Below are 19,836 nucleotides of genomic sequence, written 5' to 3' on the forward strand. Positions count from 1 at the left end.
ACTCTTCGTTCGTTTTCATAAAACTAAACGGATGGGCGGGGAAACCATGACCGGAAAAACAGTCACGCGAGCAGACCTGGCGGAATCGGTTTTTCGCAAGGTCGGTCTGTCCAGAACGGAATCGGCAGAACTCGTGGAGACTGTAATCGACGAAATCTGTAACGCCATCGTCCGTGGCGAGATCGTCAAGCTTTCCTCCTTCGCGACATTCCAGGTCCGGGACAAGAACGAGCGCATCGGTCGCAACCCGAAGACGGGGGAGGAAGTGCCGATTTCGCCTCGGCGCGTTATGACATTCAAGGCGTCCAACGTCCTTAAGACGCGGATTTTGAAGGCCCATATGTCCCGAAAGACTAAGTTGAAGCCTGCAAATCCTGCCGCTTGATCCCGCGTGTCGGGCAGGCCAGCGCTTGCTCCGTCGCAATCTCTCATCAATTTTCCCAGTGATTTGTGCGCGAATTCAAGACGTGACTTGAATTCGCGGCCGCAAACCGTTGAAATATGTTGAGTCGCGGCTCAGCCATCGCTCGGTGGTTGGAGCCCATGCCTTGCCATCGACGGCAGGCGCAGCGCGCCTGATGATCGTGTAGGGAGTAAGATGTTGGACAAGAGCCCGGATGCTTTCCGCACCATTAGCGAGGTGGCGGACGACCTAGATCTTCCGCAGCATGTTTTGCGCTTTTGGGAGACGCGGTTCCCGCAGATAAAACCGATGAAGCGCGGCGGTGGACGCCGATATTATCGGCCGGAGGACGTCGATCTTCTGAAGGGGATCCGGCATCTGCTCTACGACCATGGCTACACCATAAAGGGCGTGCAGAAGCTCCTGAAGACCAACGGCAACAAATTCGTCATCGCAATCGGCCACGGAGACCTCGCAAGCGTGCAGGCCCTGACGGGCCAGCAGGACGGTGATGCCGCCGAGCCACGGGTCGGCATGACCGATGAGGATCAGGTCGTTGGCCGCGCCAAGCCGCCGATCACCCGCCGCTTCTTCAATTTCGTCGGCGGCGACGAAGAGTCGCCCGAGGTGTCGATCGGCAAGTCGAGCATCGGCAAGGAGGATAGGGCCCTTCTACAGGAGGCGCTCTATGACCTTCTCGAATGCAAGCGCCTTCTCGATCAGGTTCGCTGATCGAGACATACAGACGAGCGTTGTCATGGTCTTAGACCGAGCGGCCGCCGCCTTGCATCCGAGATGTTTGGCGTTGGTAGAACCGGCTTTGAAAGCAATGTATAAATGGAGACCTTCGTGTCCGCTTCCCGAACTGTTGCCGGCAAATCCTATGAGGCCTTTCTGTTCGACATGGATGGGACATTGCTGAACTCCATCGCTGTGGTCGAGAGGGTCTGGAGCGGCTGGGCGACACGGCATGGCCTGGAGCCGGAGGTTTTCCTGAAGACCATTCACGGCATCCGCGCCGTCGACGTGATCCACCAGCTGGCTCTGCCTGGCGTCGATCCGGTCCACGAGGCAAAGCAGTTGCTGGACGAGGAAATGGAGGATGTAAGCGGTATCGTGGAGATTCCCGGCGCGGTTTCCTTCCTGAACAGCCTTCCGCACGAACGGTGGGCGATCGTAACCTCCGCGCCCATCGAACTCGCAAGGCGCCGTATGGCGGCGGCGGGCATTCCGATGCCCGCGGTCATGGTGAGCGGAGAAGAGGTCGCCGCCGGCAAGCCGAGCCCGGAATGCTATCTTCTGGGCGCCAGACGTCTTGGTGTCGATCCGACGAAATGCCTGGTTTTCGAAGATGCCGTTGCCGGAATCCTCGCGGGCGAGGCCGCCGGGGCGGATGTCGCGGTCATAACCACGACGCATGCGACGCCGTTCTTAACGCCGCATTTCTCGATGCCTGATTATCTGGCCTGCCGTGCCCTTACCTTGGAAGAGGGTCGAGTCGGTCTGGAGCGGTAGCCGCTAGTGCTTGCGCTGCGGCGCATGCTTCTTCATGCGCTCGAAGGCCGCCAGCATCTTGGCTTTAACGGAGCCAAGCGTTCCAAGTTCATGCCCACAGGTGAAGCAGGTGATGGCATCGCTGTCCAGCGGCTCCGGTCGCTCGAACGTCATTCTGGTGTTCCTGCACTTCGGGCAGGGGATTTCGATCTGCATGCCTGTTCAACTCCCTGAAAACGAACTCTCCCCTTAGCCAGATGGCTTCGCCTGAGCAAGGTCTTTGGCGGGCGATGCGCGCTGGAGTGCGAAGTCGAACCAGTCATTTTGCTTGCCAAGACGGCGGATCCCTGCTGGAATTCTTGGGGAGGATTTGGTGGGACTTCCTGCGCGGCTGTGGGCTTTTCCACGCCTATCGCTCTTTTTTTATTCCCAACCGATGATTTTCCGCTTGCGCCAAAAATCCCGAAAGACTAACAGGATCAAGCCGTTTAGGCGTGACGGAATGTAGCGCAGTCTGGTAGCGCACTTGACTGGGGGTCAAGGGGTCGTCGGTTCAAATCCGGCCATTCCGACCATTTTTCGAATTATTTCAGGCTTTTAGCTTGAGTGAATTCGTTCTCGAAAAGAAAAGCCGATTGATGTTCTCATCAGTCGGCTTTTCTATTTCGGCAGTTAGTGCGCCCGTCTTTGCAAAAGCAGGCTTCGTTTGTGTCCACTTCTCTTTTGTGTGTTCACGCCGCATTTCAGAGCGGCGCGGTCCGGGCTGCCGACACGGTTCCGGTCACGGCCGAAATCTTCCCATGCGGCGAAAGCGATCTGTATTTCACCAGCATTGTCAAAGACGGAGGCTTTGGAAAGTTCTTCATGGTTTCGAGCCAGCGGGTTCGACACCAACTCTCCCCTTAGACTGGGCAGCGCTTCAGGAGGGAGTGCCCTCCGGACATCGGGTCGGTGAGGCTGATGGAGGATGCCGCCAGGCAGCACGACGAAGCCGTTCTCTCCAACATTTCCTTCATGGAAGCAGTGCATGCGCGGTCCTATTCCTCGATCTTCTCGACGCTATGCTCGACATCTGATGTCGACGATGCCTATCGCTGGTCACAGGAGAATGACTTCCTGCAGCGTAAATCCTCGCTGATCATGGACCAGTACGACTCTCGCGATCCTCTGAAGAAGAAGATCGCGAGCGTCTTCCTCGAGAACCAATGTTCTGGTCGAGCCGCGCAAGGCTGACCAACACCGCTGACATGATCCGCCTGATTATCCGCGACGAGGCGGTTCATGGCTATTACATCGGATACAAATTTCAGCGTGGCTTGGAGCGTCTGGGCAAGGATAAGGCACGGGAAATCAAGGATTTCGCCTTCGAGCTGCTGCTGGAACTCTACGATAACGAGGCGAAATACACTGAAGAGCTCTACGACGGCGTCGCGCTGACGGAAGACATCAAGAAATTCCTCCACTACAACGCCAACAAGGCCTTGATGAACCTGGGTTACGAGGCGCTGTTTCCGGCGGAGGCCTGCCAGGTCAATCCTGCGATTCTCTCAGCCCTGTCGCCGAACGCGGACGAAAACCATGACTTCTTTTCGGGTTCCGGCTCATCCTACGTAGTTGGCAAGGCGGTTGCGACCGAAGATGAGGATTGGGATTTCTGAACACCTGATCCGCGAATGCGGGTGAGAGTTGGCGACATACCCTGCGCACGCATTCGCCGTGCTCCGGGCTATACGCCGCGCCGCGTCGCCAACGTTCACATTAGTGTTTCTGAACGTAACGCATATTGATAAGGCACATTTTCACGCGCATAGTGATCGCATCGTCGGCTATGTGATGGGCGGCCGATGACGATCCGGTGTTTGAGCCCTCGGTGGGACATAAGGCACGATGCTTAGATCCCCGATTTTCCCTCGCGATCTACCGCTCTTTTCAGAGGACCTGGATCTTTTGTCCGATGTGCTAGTTGACGTATGTGAGAAACGAGGTTTCGCGCGAAACGCGCCGCAGGCCGAGCAAATAGCCGCGCTCCTCATTCAATTGTATCGGCAGGGCGTCAAGGATCAAACGAAGCTTGCCGCCCTTGCCAGGGCCTATCTCTAGGCCTCATTTTTGCTCGATCGAAACCCCATTTTGCCCGATGCTCATCTCGATGCCGTCCGGTTTGCGTTCCTCATGGAAGATATACGCGCCGAGCCCGCCGATGACGACAATAAGAGCGCCGAGTACGAAATACAGGCCGTTTATGCGGTTCATGAAATACCCCCAACATTTTGATAGTACGGGGATAAACGCAAAAAGGCTGGATTGGTTCCCGATCAGTCGTCGTTGGCGGAGTTAAGGTTCTCGGGTCGTATGCCTTCATCGGCGCTTATGCGCGCCCTCAGCCTGACGCCAGGCCCGCCCTCGTCGTGATTGCCGCTGCCAATGAAGATGATGCCTGCCGCCTCCAGCGCCTGCCGTATAGCCAAAAGCGCGAATGGCTCGCCACTCGCGTCGTCGTGCTCCAGTGTTTCGATGGCTTCAGCTGGCAGTCCCGAGGCGGCCGCCAGTTGCTCGATGCTCATCCCGGTCATGGCGCGCGCGCCGCGCATTTGTGCTGCTGTGATCATTGAAAGGAGTCTAGCGCGGCGGAGGCGGTTCGCAAGTGGCTTAGCCGTGGTCGCCGAGCCGCTGGCCGCGAATATGACGTTGCTCAAGAGCAGCGCAGCCCCAGACGACGCCGAAAAGCAGGTAGACGTGGCGCCAGTGGTCGATATCGATAACGTTGCCGATGGTCGCATGGCCGAGAATGGCGATCGATGCCAACATGATGTAAGGCTGCCAGGGTCGATCTTTGAGAAGGTTCTTGAAGCCGAGATAGAGCGTCCAGCAAAGCATGCTGATATAGCTCACGAAGCCGAGCCAGCCGTAGGTCGTCAACGTCTTCAGCCAGACGTTATGTTCGTCCTCGGTGAAGATCGAGCCGAAAACGAGAGGTCCGATGCCGAGTGGCCGCTCCATCATCATCGTAAAGCCGATACGATGGCGGTCGAAGCGACCCAGATGTTCTCCGTCATACTGTTGCACCAGCTGCGCGCGCGTCGAGAAAAGGTCGCTTACTTTCGGAAACTGCAGGGCAATCAGCAGCGATGCCACCATCATGATGGTCGCGGCCAAGGACAGAATGAGAATGCGCAGGCGAAATGCGCCGCTTCGCTCCTTGAGCAGCATGACAAAAACAAGCAGCACGATCGCGAGCAGGAACAACCCCCAGGCGGCGCGGGAGAAGGAGAGAAATACGCCGAGCGCGAGGATCAGCAGGGCGGCTGCCTTGATCGGGGCCGCTTTCAGCTTGCCCGTCAGGATGCCGTGCACGAGGTACAGGGAAGGGGGCACCAGGAATGGGCCGAAGACGTTCGGATCCTGGAATGCGCCCTTGGCACGGTCATAGAGGGTGAAAACCTCCGATCCCGCAAAAGCATGGAAGTATCCGAGGATGCCAAGCATCGACGTGACGACGGCGGCGAATGCCCAGGCATTGAAGATCAGCGGCAGGCGGCGATGACTGTCTTCGATAATCGCCGCGTAGAAGATCGAGGTCAGTGCTAGGAAGGTCGATACGGCGACATACATCGGACCGTCGGCCAGATCCTTCATCTGCGTCAGAGACAACATGCCACCAACGTTGAACGTCAGCAGCAGTGCCAGAAGAGGGGCGGTGTAACATGAAATCCTCAATCCCAGGATGAACCAGATTCCGACCAGGGCGGCCATCCACAGCTCGTAGGGCGCCGGCTCATCGATGACGAAGCCGGACAGGAATACGCCGAAAGCCACGGCAGCAGAGCCGATGAGGCGCAGCGTCGCTCGCTTCGGATGGGCGACGCGCGAATATGTCGCCTCGATCGCGCTCAATAGGCGTTTTCCGTGTTGAACAAGCGGAATGGCGTCAGGAAAAGGATTTTCAGGTCAAACCAAAGCGACCAATTCTCGATATAGTAGAGGTCATAGGCCGTGCGGAACTTGATCTTGTCGTCATTGTCGACCTCACCACGCCATCCGTTGATCTGCGCCCAGCCGGTAACGCCGGGTTTGACGCGGTGACGGGCAAAGTAGCCCTCGACGACATCTCCAAAGGCGCGGTCGCGGGCTTGCGCGAGTACGGCGTGTGGTCGCGGCCCGACGAGCGACAGGTCGCCCTTGAGGACGTTGAACAGCTGCGGCAATTCATCGATCGACGATTTGCGGATGAAGCGACCGACAGGCGTAACGCGTGGGTCACCCTTTGTAACCGCTGCTCGGCCGGTCGGATCGCCCAGATGGCTGTACATCGACCGGAATTTGAAGATGTTGATGATCTCGTTGTTGAAGCCGTGACGCTTCTGCATGAAGAAGACCGACCCCTTAGAGGTCGCCTTGATTGCAACGGCAGCCGCCAGCATGACCGGCCAGAGAAGCGCGAGCGCCATCAGGGCGAAGAAAATATCGAAGCACCGCTTGGCGACCGAATCCCAGTCGCGAATTGGCTTGTTGAAGATATCGAGCATCGGCACGGAACCGACATGTGAATAGGCGCGCGGACGAAAACGCAGACGGTTCGCGTGTGCCGCCAGGCGGATATCGACAGGCAGCACCCAAAGCTTCTTCAAGAGCTGGAGAATGCGAGCTTCGGCGCTGAGCGGCAGAGCGATGATGAGCATGTCGATCCGCGTTATGCGGGTGAATTCCACGAGCTCAGCCACGGTGCCGAGCTTCGGATAGCCGGCGACCATCGCCGGTGAACGTTTTTCACCGCGATCGTCGAAGATGCCGCAGATGCGGATGTCGTTATCGGGCTGCTGCTCAAGGAGACGGATCAGGTCCTTGGCTGCCTGGCCACCGCCGACCAGGACAGCCCGGCGCTCCATGATGCCGTTGCGAGCCCAGTTGCGCATGCCGTAGGCGACAAGGAAGCGCGAGCTCAGGAGGATAATGGCGCCGAATGCAAACCAGGCGACATAGGCCTGCATCAGCAGCCAGTCGACATGGCTGACAAGTGCGATCGTTGACGTCGTCAGCAGAAAGACGAGCGCCCATGCGGCAAACGCACGCGGCAGCAGGTGCATGCGTGCCCGCAGCGCCGGAATGGAATAGCTATCGGCAGTTTGCAGGGCGACGACCAGCAGTGCAGCCGCAACGGCCGCAACCAATGCACGCCCCGAAAATGTCTCGCCGCCGTCGCCAGGCCAGATGAAGAAGGCGGCAAGTCCGATCGCAAACTGCGAGAGAAACTCGAACAAGCGGAACTGACCGATGATGATCGCGGGCGAGCGCGTGCTGTCGCTGAATTGCTCGGCAATCTGGCGGGCATAAGCGTTGAGGGGTTCCGATGGAGCCTGTTTACGGGTGTCGCCGTCGCCTTGATTGATGTCGGAAACCTGCTTCCGCAACGTTTCCAGATCGAATTGACCGCTTTTCTCTGCCTTGTCCATGAGGCTACCGCCGCTGTTTCACCCGCAGGCAATAGCAGGAAGGCCCTAAGAAACTTTTACGATGCCGGTTACACTTCCGTGTGGCTTTGGCGCTCCAGGAGCTCCTGGTACAGTTTCAGAACCTCGTTCGCCATGACCGAAGCGGAAAAGACAGCTCTCACCTTTTCCATTGAAGGCATCGCGGCATCATGCCAGCCGGGCACGCGAATGGCGTCGGCCATGACGCGTGCCAGATCGTCGGAGTCTTCGGGTGCGACCAATGCGAGGCTATCCTTGCCCAGTGCTTCCTGTATACCGCCGACGCGGGTCGCGATGATCGTCTTGCCGGCGGCCAGCCCTTCGAGCACGATATAGGGCATGGCCTCTGCCCGCGATGGCACGACGAGGTTCTGCGACATCGCAAAGGCCTGCTGGACACGCATTGCAGGCAGCATGCCGATGCGTTTGCCAAGGCCGCGCTCGACCATCATGTCGCGATACCTGTCACGATCATGCCCATCCCCGACCATGAGAGCCGAGAGCGGCCGTCCGACGATACGTTCAGCCTTTGCAAAGGCATCCACAAAAAGGTCGGGACCTTTAAGGTCCCGCAACATGCCGACGTAAATGTAGTGTACGGCGTCCGATCGGGTTGGAATGAGCTCGAAATCCCGTTCGCCGATGCCGTTGTATATCAGCCGCGTTGCCGTGCGAGGGCGTCCGACCCTCTTTGAATAGGTGTCTCGCTCGTATTCGCAGATGAAGACGAGTGCGTCTGTGAAATATTCCTGCAGGCGCTCCATCCTGAGGACGAACTGTCCCAGAAGTGACGATCGAGAATAATGCAGGCTTCCGCCATGCGCTGTGTAGAGGCGGGCTACGCGATACCTGTTCGCCCGCAGGGCTGAGCCGATTAACCGCGCGAGCACGCCGCCTTTGGCGCCGTGGCCGTGCAGCACATCCGGCCGCAAACTCTTGATCTTCTTGTATGTGTCCCAGATAACGCCAAGGTCGGAGAGGCTGACGGCGCGCCGGATCGGCACACGCGTCAGGCCGAGTGCGAGGTATGGGCGGATTTCGTCGAACAGGATGTCTTCGTGCTCCCCTCCGGTGGAGCTGTCGCAGAGAATGCCGACCTCATGCCCGGCCTTGCTATGCTCCACCACTAGGTCGCGTACGTGGCGGAAGATTCCGCCGACCGGTGACCTGAAGCAGTGAAGAATGCGAAGAGGGCGTTGCTTGCTCATCAATGATCAGAACAGCCGTTCGCGCACATAGATGGTGTCGCCTGCAACAATGGCTGCGGAAATGTTCACGCGTCCCGTGATGACCTGGCCATTGATCTTTCTTGTCACGTCCACGCCACCCTGGTTCGCACGGGCGCTGAAACCGCCGGCGATCGCAACCGCGTTCTGGACGGTCATGCCTGGCACGTAGGCATACTGTCCGGGCTGGCCGACTTCACCCAGGATGAAAACAGACCTGTAACGGTCGACGTCTATGGTGACGTCAGGATCCCGCAAATAACCTTGCTTGAGTTTCTGGGCGATCTGGCCCGATAGCTGCTGCAGTGTCCGACCGCGCGCCGGAACCTGGCCGATCAGCGGGAACGCAATATAGCCTGCCTGGTCGATCGTATAGGTGTTGGTCATGCTCGGCTGATCGAACACGGTGATACGCAGCCGGTCGCCGCTATCCAGCGAGTAGGGCTGGATCGTCGCTTCGCTGAACGCTCTCGGAGCTGGCTGATAGCTGTTGCAGCCGCCCAGGACGGCAATCATGGCGGCAAGGCTCAAAGCCATCAGAAACTTGGGCTGGGCGACAGGCATCCGAGGTTGCTCACAGGAAATGTACTTCTTCCCAGCCGTTATCGATCCGTTAGGGTTAATGGTCGGTAAAGATTACCCATTTTTTCGCTGTTGCCTTCCCGTCAGCTCGCTCCTGACACCGGTGCAGGCATTAACAGTTGAGTTACTATAGTCATTTACCCTCACGGCACTTTTGTTCTTGGAGTACAGGCATGTCCGGCGTAACGGGTCCTCAGGATGTGGACATAGATCTTGGGCAGTTGGTTCGTGCCGTCTGGGCACGCCGGCTGAAGGTCGTGGCAATTACGGTGCTCGGGGCAGGGGTGGCCTTTGCCGGCGCCAAGATGATGTCGCCAAAGTACCGCAGCGAGACGCGTATTCTCATCGAACCGCGGGCGCCTGCTTTTGCCAATGCGCAGACGAACGATGCCGGAACCAGTCCGCTTCTCGACGAACTCAACATCGCGAGCCAGGTGCAGCTCCTTCAATCGGCCGACCTGATCAAGCAGGTCATCAGCACTCAGAGGCTTTACGAGCTGCCCGAGTTCGACGTCGCCCCCAACCGCTCTGCGCTCGGCGATATCCTTGTGGCGCTTCATCTCAAGAAGAGCCCCCTTGAGAACCCTCCGGAAGAGCGTGTCATCGACGCGTTCACCGAAAGGCTGCAGGTCTATCAAGTGCCCGGCTCGCGCGTGATAGGAATTACCTTCACGTCAAAGGATCCGAAGCTTGCCGCAACGATCCCCAACGCGATGGCGGCTGCCTATCTCGTCAAGCAGAGTGGCGCGAAGCTGGACACGAATTCGGAAGCGACGCGCTGGCTGGAGCCGGAAATCGAAAGCCTTCGCCGAAAGGTCAATGATGCCGAGCAGAAGGCGGCGGAGTATCGCGCCGAGCACGGATTGCTGCCGACGAACGGCGGTACCAACTTTCCGACACAGCAGCTGAACGACGTTTCCGCGGAATTGACACGCGTTCGCAGCGAGAGGGGCAATGCCGAGGCACGCGCTCAGTCGGTCCGCAACGCCCTGTCATCGGGCGAACCGTCCGATACGCTGCAGGATATCATGTCCTCCCAGTCGATCCAGCGGCTGAAGGGAACGGAATCGGCGCTCCAGTCGCAGATTTCCGATCTGCAGACTTCTCTTCTCAACAATCATCCCCGGCTGAAAAGCCTTCGCGCCCAGCTTGCTGACATCAAGACGCAGATCCGCCAGGAGACGCAGAAAATACTGGCGAGTATCGAAAACGAGGCGAAGGCTGCCTCCCTTCGTCAGAAGGAGCTTGAGCAGCAAACGGAAAAGGTCAAGGCGAACAGCGCCCAGGCCGGCGAAGACGAAGTAGGCATGAACGCCCTGGAGCGCGAGGCCACCGCGCAGCGCCAGCTGCTCGAAACCTACCTGTCGCGATATCGCGAGGCTGCCTCACGCGCCGACAAGAATTCCAGCCCGGCCGACGCGCGTGTCGTATCGAACGCCATCCAGCCGGTCGATCCGTATTTCCCCAAGGTCGTTCCGATCGTGACTGTCGTCGCTCTGGCGACGTTGATCATGACCGCAATCGCGATCATGCTCGCCGAGTTGTTCAGCGGTCGTGCGCTGCGCCCGGTCTCCACAATGGAGGAAGACGGGCGCCAAGAGGAGGAAGCCGCAGCGTCCGAACCGCCGAGACGCGTCGCGACGCCAAGCATGCTGGCTGTGAGCCCCGAAGACGATGAAGCGGTCGAGGAGCCTAGCGAGCAAGGGGTCCCCGCCGATGACAATGAATTCGCGGTTGTCTCGGTTGCGGATTACCTGATCGGCAGCCGAGCACCCCTTGCGATTGCGATCTCGCCTACCGGTGATGACGGTTCTGCTGCCACGGTCTCGCTGGCACGCAAATTGGCCGCCGCCGGATCGCGCGTCGTTCTCATCGACATGACCGGCTCCGGCCATCCGACCGACCTGATGGCGGAGCGTCGCTCCGATCTCGGCGTGACGGACCTGCTCTGCGGTGAGGCGGCTTTCGGCGATACCATTCATGGCGATCGCTTGTCCGATGCCCACATCATTCCTCAGGGCGCCAGTGACATGCGCCGGGCTATGCGCGGTGCGGACCGCCTGTCTCTGCTCCTCGACGCGCTGGCATCGGCCTACGATCTTGTGCTGGTCGAGTGCGGAGCGGCCAATGTCGCCGCTGTTTCCCGCCTGACGCACAGCAAGGATGTCGAGATCATTCTCTCCATGCCTGAGATTGTCGAAAGCGAGTTCGTGGCCGCGATGACCGACTTCGAGGAGGCTGGCTATCAGCGTGTGGTGTTGATGTCCGGCGGCGAAGGAGCCGCAGATGCGGCGGCATCCCGCCAGGCCGCCTGATCAATCAGATGCCGGTTGCTCTACGCACCCGCTGAGCGAAGCGGTAAAGCCCCGGTTGCGATTTGACGAAGGCCTTGCTGCGGGTCATGGCCCTATGCACAAACCCGTTGGCGACGCCGCGCGCGGTAATCGGCAGAACGACGTCGTAATGCTCGGTTTCTGCAGGCGCCCAGGAGCGCTTGTAGCCTTGGTCGCCCAGGCCGAAATCGAAGAGGCTGACGCCCTTGCCGTGCAGTCCTGCGATCATCTGCCAGAACAGGAAGTCGCCGGGGCTCGCATCGGGCGCGACGCGCTCGTCGATGGCGCTAAACTGGCAGATTACATGATCGCCTTTTCTGGAAATGCCTGAAACCGCGGCAATGTCGCCGTTGTGCTCACCACGAAGTCTGATCGCGTGCATCTCAAGCCCGAATGTGCCGCCATCGGCCTCTCTGCTGTCGATGGCGCCATGCAGAAAATTCCTCGTCGAGGGGTCGGCGAATACATCGGGCAATCCCATCGCCTTGAAGCGTTCCGTCTTCTGCTTGAAGAAATGATCGAGAAGGCGGTGCTGCTCCTTCGAGGGGCCGCCGTTGATGTAGTCAAACCCGCCCAGAGACTCCAACCGCTTCGACTGGTGACGGAACTTCTTGCGTCGGTGCTTCGCATTCACTTGCTTGAGTGTCGCCTCCAGAGTGTCGAGGAGGGGTAGGTGATAGGCATGGTTCTGGTTCTGCACCATCGGCAGCACGGCGAGGGGGTTATCACGACCGCGCCATTCCCGCGGAATGTTCTGTAGCAGGAGGAGATCGGCTCTCCCGCCAAGGGCCGTGCGCAACAGATCGCGGAAGCGATGCGGATCTATATCGCGGGACGCCTTGGCAAAGCCGGACGAAAAGAGGCCCGTGTTGATGTTGCTGTGGTCGGCCCCGATGAACTTGGCGATCCGCGCGCCGCGCGATCGAACGATCTCGACCGGAAGGACGAACACGGTCTCGTTTCCCGATCTGCCTCTGATGAGGGCAAGGGGGGTGCCATGCGCCTTGACCCAGGCCGCACACCAATCGTAGCCCTGGTGCAGTGAATTCAGGTCATCGCGCTCAAGTGCCCGCCACTCGTGTTCGATCGCTTCCATGGCGTCGACGACGTCGATACGAAACGTGCTGGCGACAAGCGTTGCGTCGAGCGCCCTCGGTCGTGAAATGTTTGTGCCGGCATGTCCGGTCTCGCCACGCGGCTCGCCGTCGACATGAAGCGTTTGCATCCCCACGGGTTCTCTCCGTTCAAAAATGGCTGTACGAAGAGAATAGAGAAGGAAAGCATCCATTTGGTTTATTTACAACGCGGGTCGACAGCTCTTTCGACAATCATCGTTATCCTACGATTAAAGGCCTATTGCTGTTTCGGTCCGGCCATCCACTTGATGATGACCATCGCCGGCAACACCCATAGCAGCCCGCTCAGCGCAAAATAGAGCAAATGGCCCCACCACGGCGCTTTGCCAAGCGTGGCAACGGCGATCGTGTTTGCCAGCACCGCATAGGCGAGCACGAGAACGACGATGAGGATCGTGCCAATGAATTTGCGAAGGCGGACGGGCATGAATTGTCTTCCGGGATGAGATTGGACAGCGCCGCGACGGCATGCCGCAAAGCTTCGGGGCTTGTTTTGCATCACCCGCTAAGGCAAATCAACTGGCGGAAAGAAGGAGCACCCATGGCCATCGCGAATACCACCACCGAACGGGCGATCTTGCGTCAAGTGCGCAGGCAGGACAACAACCGCCGGGCCGTTCGCATCTGGCTCGGCTTCGTCCTTCTTGCGCTCTTCTGCCTCGTCATCGTCGGCGGCGCCACGCGGCTTACCAATTCCGGTCTTTCGATAACCGAGTGGAAGCCGATCCATGGTGTGATCCCACCGCTCACCGCATCCGAATGGGACGAGGAATTCAAGCTCTACCAGCGAATACCTGAATACCAGCAGCTGAACAGCGATATGACCGTGGAAGAATTCAAGAGTATCTTCTGGTGGGAATGGGCGCACCGGCTGATTGCTCGCGGAATCGGCGTCATCTTCGCGCTGCCGCTTTTCTATTTCTGGGCAACGGGCAAGATCGAGAGACGCCTGCGATTGCCCCTGATCGGCATCCTTGCTCTGGGCGGTCTTCAGGGAGCGATCGGCTGGTGGATGGTCTCATCGGGCCTCTCGGTGCGCACCGATGTCAGTCAATACCGGCTTGCCACCCATCTGGTCATGGCATGTCTGATCTTCGCATCGTGCATGTGGATCATGCGCGGGCTTTCGCCGCATTCGGACGATGCGCCGCCGACGAGAAATGCGCATCTATGGGCTGGAGTCATTGCTGCCTTCGCCCTGTTCCAGATCTATCTTGGCGCACTGGTTGCTGGCCTGGATGCAGGCTTCAGCTACAATAGCTGGCCCTTCATGGATGGTGCCGTTCTCCCATCCGATCTTCTGATACAGCAGCCCGCCTGGATCAATTTTTTCGAGAACCCAAAGACCGTGCAGTTCATCCATCGTGTCGGTGCCTATACGCTGTTTTCTCTGACATTGGTCAACATGATCGTTGCGCTCGTTGCCGCGCCATCGACGACGCATGCCCGCCGCGCGGTGGTGCTCTTTTTCCTGGTGGCGATCCAGGCCGCGATTGGCGTCGCAACCTTGCTCTTTCAGGTGCCGCTTCACTGGGGACTGCTGCATCAGGCCGGAGCGCTGGTCGTCTTCGGCTTTGCAATCGCAAACTGGCGTGGCTTTCATGGGGAGTATCCCCGCACGACTGCTATCGCCGAACGCAATTGAACATCAAGGGGACCGATCGGCAGTCGCCACCCTCATAATACGCAGTCGTTGTCGGAACCGGTCTATCGTGTGCGTCCTTTGCGGGCACAACATGATCGGGAGACAAGCATGCGAAAGCTCGGTGTGTTTCTTAGCATTTCCGTTGATGGCTACTTTGCAGACAGCGGCGGCGATATGAGTTGGGTTCATGATGGCGATCCGGAATTCAATGCCTTCGTTGCCGAGAATGCGAGCTCCGGAAACGCGCTTGTCATGGGACGACGAACCTACGATCTGATGGCGGCCTATTGGCCGACGGATTTCGCCAAACAGAACGATCCGATTGTGGCGACGGCGATGAACAGCCTGCCGAAAATCGTATTCTCCAGAACGATGCGGGAGGCGGACTGGTACAACACGAGGTTGGTGCAGAGCGATCCCATTGAGGCGATGCGTGTCCTGAAGCGCGACGAGGGGCAAGATATGATCGTGCTCGGCAGCGGCAGCATTGTCAGCCTGTTCGCGCAGGCCGGGCTCGTGGATCGCTTTCAATTCGTCATCGTGCCGCTTGCATTGGGGGCCGGACGTTCTGTTTTCGAAGCATGTCCGAGAGCCTGCGGCTGGAACCGGTTGGTAGCCGAGCGTTCAAGAACGGAAACGTGGTGCTGACCTACGTTCCGGCGATGGCCGCGGACAGCACAACGGTTGGCTAAAGGCGCGCAATAAAAAATCCGGCTGTGTCGCCACAGCCGGATCTTATCATTCAGTAAAATGACTCTCAGAAGAAGCCGCGGCGCTGCCACCATCCGGCCTTCTTCGGCTTGCCCTCGCTCTCGGCCACATCGCCGCGGGTGGATTTAACGGTCGGCTCAGAAGAGGAGATGTTCGACTCTCGGTTTGCTCGTGAAGGCTTTGCCTCCTCCCCCACGGGCGCAGCAAGGTCAGCAACAGCCTCTGCTGCTTCCGGTTCGGCTGCTGCAGCAACCGCTTCTGCAACGGCCACGCTTTCGACAACCGGTTCTTCGACCGGCGATGTCTTGCGGCTGCGACGGGCGCGCTTAGGCTTCACATCTTCCGTGACCGAAGCGGCGGTTTCGACTGCAGCCATGGCCGGCTGCGCGACGGCGTCTTCTGCAACGGCCTCAATGACCTCTACCGCGGTTGCGCCCGTATCGCTCCCGTCATTGTCGGCGACATTGCTGTCTTCTGTTTCGCTGGCAGCATCCTGCTCGGCGCCTTCCTCTCGGCTGCGGCGACCGCCGCGTTTGCCACGACGGCGGCGCTTGCGGCGCTGGGCATCGTCTCCGTCAGAACGGCCTTCGACGGCTTCCGCGGCGGCTGCATTGTCGGTGTCGTCACCGTCGTCGTCGCCGTCCTCGTCGGCTTGGTCGGAGACGACCTCATCCGAGGCCGGCTGTTCGGCATTGCCATTGCGGCCACGGCGCCGGCGGCGACGCTTACGCTTGCGGCCATCACCTTCGCTTTCGGCGCGGGCAGCGGGACGCTCGGAGGCGACAGGCTTTTCTTCGAGCTCTTCGTCTTCGTCTTCATCCACCTCGATCACGACATCGTCGTCGTCGTCTTCAGGAATGGCAGCAAAGTTGAAGAGTGTTTCAATCTTGACCGGGTTCTCGACGGCCTCACCACGATCGATGGCGAAGTGCTGCGCACCGACCGAGCCGTCGGCATCGATGATGATCGCAACGCCGAAACGTGCCTCATAGTCGATAATCGTCTGGCGCTTGTGGTTGAGCAGGTAGAGAGCAATGTCAGGCGTCGTGCGAACCGTGATGTCGTGCGTCGTGTTCTTGAGCAGATATTCCTCGATGCCACGCAAGACATGCAGGGCAACGGAGGACTGCGAACGGACGTGGCCGGTTCCACCGCAATGCGAGCAGACCTGCGTCGTCGATTCAAGTACCGAAGCGCGGATGCGCTGGCGCGACATTTCGAGCAAGCCGAAATGCGAGATGCGGCCGACCTGGATGCGGGCGCGATCGTTCTTCAGGCATTCCTTCAGCTTTTTCTCGACAGCGCGGTTGTTGCGCTTTTCTTCCATGTCGATGAAGTCGATGACGATCAGGCCGGCGAGGTCGCGCAGTCGAAGCTGGCGGGCAACTTCGTCGGCAGCCTCGAGGTTCGTCTGCAGCGCGGTGTCTTCGATCGAATGCTCGCGGGTCGAACGACCGGAGTTGACGTCGATCGAAACCAGCGCTTCCGTCTGGTTCATGATCAGGTAGCCGCCTGACTTCAGCGTTACCTGCGGCTGCAGCATGCGGTCGAGCTGCGCCTCGATGCCGGAGCGCGAGAAGATCGGGTGAATATCGCGATATGGCTGAACCACCTTGGCGTGGCTCGGCATGAGCATCTTCATGAAGTCTTTCGCTTCACGATAGCCGTCTTCGCCGGAAACGATGATCTCGCTGATGTCCTTGTTGTAGAGGTCGCGGATCGAGCGTTTGATAAGGCTGCCTTCTTCGTAGACGAGGCAAGGAGCGGTCGAAGCAAGCGTCAGCGTGCGGACGTTTTCCCACAGGCGCATCAGGTATTCGAAGTCGCGCTTGACCTCGACCTTGGTGCGGTTGGCGCCAGCGGTGCGCAGGATGACGCCCATGCCCTGTGGCACTTCGAGCATCCGGGCGATTTCTTTCAAACGCTTGCGGTCTTGCGGGTTGGTGATCTTTCGGGAAATACCGCCGCCGCGCGCCGTGTTCGGCATCAGCACCGAGTAGCGGCCCGCGAGCGAGAGGTAGGTGGTAAGAGCAGCGCCCTTGTTGCCGCGCTCTTCCTTCGCGACCTGCACGAGCAGGATCTGGCGGCGCTTGATGACTTCCTGGATGCGGTACTGCTTGCGCGGCTTGCGCTGCACGCGATCCGGAACTTCTTCCATAGCATCTTCGGCGCCAACGCTCTCGATCACTTCTTCTTCGTGATCATGATCGTCGTCGTCATCGTCATCACCGCCGCGGCGGCGGGCATCGACGTCTTCAGAAATCGAGTCGGTCTCGACCATCGCAGCCATTTCGCCGCCGGAAGAACCTTCGTCTTCGTTGTCGGCAACCGAAGCGGCCTCTTCAACAGCAGGCGCTGCCTTCTTGCGGCTGCGACGGGGTTTGGCCTTCTTGGCCGGCGCCTCGTCGGTCGAAGCAACTTCACCCGTTTCAGCGGCAGGGGCTGCCTCTACGACTGGAGCCGCGTCGTCCTCCGGCACGACAATGCCAACATCGGGCTGGTCCTGAGTTGAGAGATCGATCGGCGCCGTCTCGACGTGCTCGACGTCCTCGTCGCGGCGATGCTCCTCGGCTTCGGCGCGCAGGAGCGCCTGACGGTCGGCAAGTGGTATCTGATAGTAGTCTGGATGGATTTCGGCGAAGGCCAGAAAGCCGTGCCTATTGCCGCCGTAATCGACGAATGCGGCCTGCAGCGAGGGCTCGACCCTCGTTACCTTTGCGAGATAGATGTTGCCGCGAATTTGCTTCTTATGCTGAGACTCGAAGTCAAATTCTTCTATACGGTTCCCGCGAACGACAACGACCCGCGTCTCTTCCTCGTGAGACGCGTCGATAAGCATTTTGTCTGCCATGTAAGGTGTGCTCCTCGGCGCAGCCGAACGTCAGCATCTCCCACTGTCGATGAAACAGGAGGGGTGCGGTCCGCCATTGCAGCGCCGGATAGTGAAAGTCGCGATTGGTCCGGTGTGGAAGGCAGCAGCCAGACAACAGCGGGGAAGCTTTTCTCCCGGGGCCTGTAGACTTCAGATAAAACCTGCTGCGACACCATCAAAGACCAAGCGAGATCGACAAAACAAAGACCTTATTCAGGTCCGATGAGTTTGCTCTCTCTTTAAAGAGCGGTTGGTGGCTATCCACCGATGAAGTTCCCGCATACACCGGAAAATTCAGGATCCATTATCGAGTAAAAACACATGAGACGGCGGACGATTGCCGGTTGTGGCGCCAGGTCCTCGCGGTTTGGCTGCCGTGTCGGCGACTCTATCCCGTCAGCACTTCTACCCTGAAAATCCTTGTATGTTTTCTCCGTCACAATAGCAAGGGGAAAGCCAAATGTGCCATAATATTGATGGATTTGAAGGCGCATACAAAAAAGAGGATAAGCGATACCGATTCCGTTCCGACGGAGGCATCGAAAGTGGCGCGCTGTATTCGCGTCTGCCGCGAGGGATCTATTGCGAATGAAAGTTAGGGTGTGGCGGTCGATTGTTTAATAGGATACGACGGGCGACTGTGAACTCCGGTTTGCGACGGAAACGGTTGGCGAACAAGCTGCTTGCATTGGTGAGTGCGCTGGCGGGTGCCGTTCCGGCTTCGGTATATGCCGGCGGTGAGCCGCTGCTCGCCTATGGTGCCCGAATAGTTGGCGACGACGCCCGCACGCGTATCGTGATCGATTTCGATCGAGCCCCTCCATTTTCCATTCACTACATTGCCAATCCAGAGCGCGTTGTCATCGATCTTCCTGCCACGGCATTCGGCTTTCCGGCGAAGGACTTGGAGGCGAGGGGGCTTTTCAAGGATATTCGCTATGGCACGATGGACGAGGATAGCGCGCGCATCGTCTTGACTGCAACGAAACCGATCAGGGTGGCTCTTGCCAAGGTTCAGGCCGACGAGAGTGGCAAAGGCCAGCGGCTGGTGCTTGAGGCAGAGATCACCGACAAGGCGAAGTTTACCGACCTCGTCAAGGCGCAGTCCTGGAGTGAGCCGGCCACTCCCGAGACCACGAGCGCTATCGCTCCGGTTGAGAAGCCCGCCGCGGGCAGCGACTTCATTGTTGCTGTCGACGCCGGTCATGGGGGCATCGATACGGGCGCCATTGGTGTTGATACCAAAACCCAGGAAAAGGATGTGACGCTCGCGTTTGCAAAGGCGCTTGCCGACCGCCTCAATCGTGAACCCGGAATCAAAGCCTTCCTGACGCGCAGCGACGACTCCTTCCTGTCCCTCTCGGAGCGAGTGGTGATCGCCCGCCAGAACCACGCCGGCCTCTTCGTTTCCATGCACGCTGACACGTTGAAGCAGAAGGATATCCGCGGCGCGACTGTCTATACGATCTCCGACAGGGCGTCAGACAAGCTCGCTGCCGATCTTGCCGACCGAGAAAACCTTTCCGACCAGATCGCCGGTACGGCGACGGCGAGCGAGCCACCCGAGGTTGCCGATATCCTCCTCGATCTGACGCGCCGGGAGACGCAGGCGTTTTCGATCTCGCTTGCAGAGAGCGTCCTGGCCTCCTTCAAGGATCAGGTCGGAACGATCAACAATCCGCACCGCCATGCGGGATTCCGCGTCCTGCAGGCGCCAGACGTTCCTTCGATACTGCTGGAGCTGGGATTTCTGTCCAACAAGGAGGATGAGAAGTTGCTGCTGGACGGCGAATGGCGCAACAAGATGGCCGACCTCCTGACGGATGCCGTGAAGCGCTATCACACGTCGATGGTGGAAAACGGGGGCTGAGCGCCGGCGTGGCTCAGAAGTGACACTTTGGTGGGAAAGACCGCTGCTCCTGGGAATTAAAGGGGTAAGGCCCTAGTTTGCTCACATTGAGGCCAT

General features: G+C 59.0%; 19 protein-coding genes, 1 tRNA gene and 1 pseudogene. 10 read left to right on the forward strand and 11 right to left on the reverse strand.

What is annotated here, in order from left to right; translation table 11 throughout:
• Nucleotides 1-46 precede the first annotated feature (46 nt).
• The 3 genes from AC1D2R_RS13905 to AC1D2R_RS13915 all read left to right on the forward strand — a co-directional run bounded on the left by AC1D2R_RS13905 (nt 47) and on the right by AC1D2R_RS13915 (nt 1,918).
• Nucleotides 47-385 (forward strand): integration host factor subunit alpha, encoded by a 339-nt coding sequence (locus AC1D2R_RS13905; protein WP_477967852.1) that lies wholly within the window; start codon nt 47-49, stop codon nt 383-385.
• A gap of 213 nt (nt 386-598) precedes the next feature.
• Nucleotides 599-1,135: a MerR family transcriptional regulator gene (locus tag AC1D2R_RS13910; protein ID WP_477967853.1), complete on the forward strand. Its 537-nt coding sequence runs from the start codon at nt 599-601 to the stop codon at nt 1,133-1,135.
• A 117-nt stretch (nt 1,136-1,252) separates the two neighbouring features.
• Nucleotides 1,253-1,918 carry an HAD family hydrolase gene (locus AC1D2R_RS13915; RefSeq protein ID WP_477967854.1) on the forward strand — a complete coding sequence of 222 codons (666 nt, stop codon included), beginning with the start codon at nt 1,253-1,255 and terminating at the stop codon, nt 1,916-1,918.
• A gap of 3 nt (nt 1,919-1,921) precedes the next feature.
• Here AC1D2R_RS13915 and AC1D2R_RS13920 read toward each other — a convergent pair whose 3' ends face one another.
• Nucleotides 1,922-2,113 (reverse strand): hypothetical protein, encoded by a 192-nt coding sequence (locus AC1D2R_RS13920; protein WP_477967855.1) that lies wholly within the window; start codon nt 2,111-2,113, stop codon nt 1,922-1,924.
• Nucleotides 2,114-2,395: 282 nt separating this feature from the next.
• Between AC1D2R_RS13920 and AC1D2R_RS13925 the strand changes: the two genes are divergently transcribed.
• Nucleotides 2,396-2,472: transfer RNA gene (locus tag AC1D2R_RS13925), tRNA-Pro, on the forward strand.
• Nucleotides 2,473-2,569: 97 nt separating this feature from the next.
• Here the strand turns inward: AC1D2R_RS13925 and AC1D2R_RS13930 are convergent.
• Nucleotides 2,570-2,788: a hypothetical protein gene (locus AC1D2R_RS13930; protein WP_477967856.1), complete on the reverse strand. Its 219-nt coding sequence runs from the start codon at nt 2,786-2,788 to the stop codon at nt 2,570-2,572.
• 51 nt (nt 2,789-2,839) lie between these two features.
• Here AC1D2R_RS13930 and AC1D2R_RS13935 point away from each other — a divergent pair.
• Together AC1D2R_RS13935 and AC1D2R_RS13940 are read left to right on the forward strand one after the other, a co-directional pair.
• Nucleotides 2,840-3,555, forward strand: a pseudogene (locus tag AC1D2R_RS13935) (ribonucleotide-diphosphate reductase subunit beta); the annotation flags it as partial.
• 229 nt (nt 3,556-3,784) lie between these two features.
• The gene (locus AC1D2R_RS13940) at nt 3,785-3,997 is read left to right on the forward strand and encodes a hypothetical protein (RefSeq protein WP_477967857.1); all 213 of its coding nucleotides are present in this window, start codon (nt 3,785-3,787) and stop codon (nt 3,995-3,997) included.
• Between the two features lie 3 nt (nt 3,998-4,000).
• Here the strand turns inward: AC1D2R_RS13940 and AC1D2R_RS13945 are convergent, their stop codons facing one another.
• The 6 genes from AC1D2R_RS13945 to AC1D2R_RS13970 all read right to left on the reverse strand — a co-directional run bounded on the left by AC1D2R_RS13945 (nt 4,001) and on the right by AC1D2R_RS13970 (nt 9,155).
• On the reverse strand, nt 4,001-4,150 hold the full coding sequence (locus AC1D2R_RS13945; protein ID WP_477967858.1) for a hypothetical protein: 150 nt from the start codon (nt 4,148-4,150) through the stop codon (nt 4,001-4,003).
• A 62-nt stretch (nt 4,151-4,212) separates the two neighbouring features.
• Nucleotides 4,213-4,506, reverse strand: coding sequence for a helix-turn-helix domain-containing protein (locus AC1D2R_RS13950; RefSeq protein WP_477967859.1), 294 nt, complete (start codon nt 4,504-4,506; stop codon nt 4,213-4,215).
• 40 nt (nt 4,507-4,546) lie between these two features.
• On the reverse strand, nt 4,547-5,791 hold the full coding sequence (locus AC1D2R_RS13955) for an O-antigen ligase family protein (protein ID WP_477967860.1): 1,245 nt from the start codon (nt 5,789-5,791) through the stop codon (nt 4,547-4,549).
• Complete coding sequence (locus tag AC1D2R_RS13960; protein ID WP_477967861.1) at nt 5,788-7,347, reverse strand: undecaprenyl-phosphate glucose phosphotransferase; 1,560 nt, start codon at nt 7,345-7,347, stop codon at nt 5,788-5,790. Before AC1D2R_RS13960 ends, AC1D2R_RS13955 begins: the two co-directional genes overlap by 4 nt.
• A gap of 68 nt (nt 7,348-7,415) precedes the next feature.
• Nucleotides 7,416-8,573: a glycosyltransferase family 4 protein gene (locus AC1D2R_RS13965; RefSeq protein WP_477967862.1), complete on the reverse strand. Its 1,158-nt coding sequence runs from the start codon at nt 8,571-8,573 to the stop codon at nt 7,416-7,418.
• Between the two features lie 6 nt (nt 8,574-8,579).
• Complete coding sequence (locus AC1D2R_RS13970; RefSeq protein ID WP_477967863.1) at nt 8,580-9,155, reverse strand: polysaccharide biosynthesis/export family protein; 576 nt, start codon at nt 9,153-9,155, stop codon at nt 8,580-8,582.
• A gap of 191 nt (nt 9,156-9,346) precedes the next feature.
• On the opposite strand from AC1D2R_RS13970, the gene AC1D2R_RS13975 reads away from it, so the two are divergent.
• Nucleotides 9,347-11,488, forward strand: a complete 2,142-nt coding sequence (locus AC1D2R_RS13975) for a GumC family protein (protein ID WP_477967864.1) — start codon at nt 9,347-9,349, stop codon at nt 11,486-11,488.
• 4 nt (nt 11,489-11,492) lie between these two features.
• Here the strand turns inward: AC1D2R_RS13975 and AC1D2R_RS13980 are convergent, their stop codons facing one another.
• Together AC1D2R_RS13980 and AC1D2R_RS13985 are read right to left on the reverse strand one after the other, a co-directional pair.
• On the reverse strand, nt 11,493-12,731 hold the full coding sequence (locus AC1D2R_RS13980) for a GNAT family N-acetyltransferase (protein ID WP_477967891.1): 1,239 nt from the start codon (nt 12,729-12,731) through the stop codon (nt 11,493-11,495).
• Nucleotides 12,732-12,859: 128 nt separating this feature from the next.
• The gene (locus AC1D2R_RS13985; RefSeq protein ID WP_477967865.1) at nt 12,860-13,069 is read right to left on the reverse strand and encodes a DUF2842 domain-containing protein; all 210 of its coding nucleotides are present in this window, start codon (nt 13,067-13,069) and stop codon (nt 12,860-12,862) included.
• A gap of 114 nt (nt 13,070-13,183) precedes the next feature.
• Here AC1D2R_RS13985 and AC1D2R_RS13990 point away from each other — a divergent pair, with 114 nt between their 5' ends.
• Nucleotides 13,184-14,287 (forward strand): COX15/CtaA family protein, encoded by a 1,104-nt coding sequence (locus AC1D2R_RS13990; RefSeq protein WP_477967866.1) that lies wholly within the window; start codon nt 13,184-13,186, stop codon nt 14,285-14,287.
• A 108-nt stretch (nt 14,288-14,395) separates the two neighbouring features.
• Nucleotides 14,396-14,935, forward strand: a complete 540-nt coding sequence (locus AC1D2R_RS13995) for a dihydrofolate reductase family protein (protein WP_477967867.1) — start codon at nt 14,396-14,398, stop codon at nt 14,933-14,935.
• Between the two features lie 109 nt (nt 14,936-15,044).
• Here the strand turns inward: AC1D2R_RS13995 and AC1D2R_RS14000 are convergent, their stop codons facing one another.
• Nucleotides 15,045-17,849 carry an Rne/Rng family ribonuclease gene (locus AC1D2R_RS14000; RefSeq protein ID WP_477967868.1) on the reverse strand — a complete coding sequence of 935 codons (2,805 nt, stop codon included), beginning with the start codon at nt 17,847-17,849 and terminating at the stop codon, nt 15,045-15,047.
• A 634-nt stretch (nt 17,850-18,483) separates the two neighbouring features.
• Between AC1D2R_RS14000 and AC1D2R_RS14005 the strand changes: the two genes are divergently transcribed.
• The gene (locus AC1D2R_RS14005) at nt 18,484-19,740 is read left to right on the forward strand and encodes an N-acetylmuramoyl-L-alanine amidase (protein ID WP_477967869.1); all 1,257 of its coding nucleotides are present in this window, start codon (nt 18,484-18,486) and stop codon (nt 19,738-19,740) included.
• Nucleotides 19,741-19,836: the final 96 nt, after the last annotated feature.

It is taken from the genome of Rhizobium sp. P1_C7 (assembly GCF_056406295.1).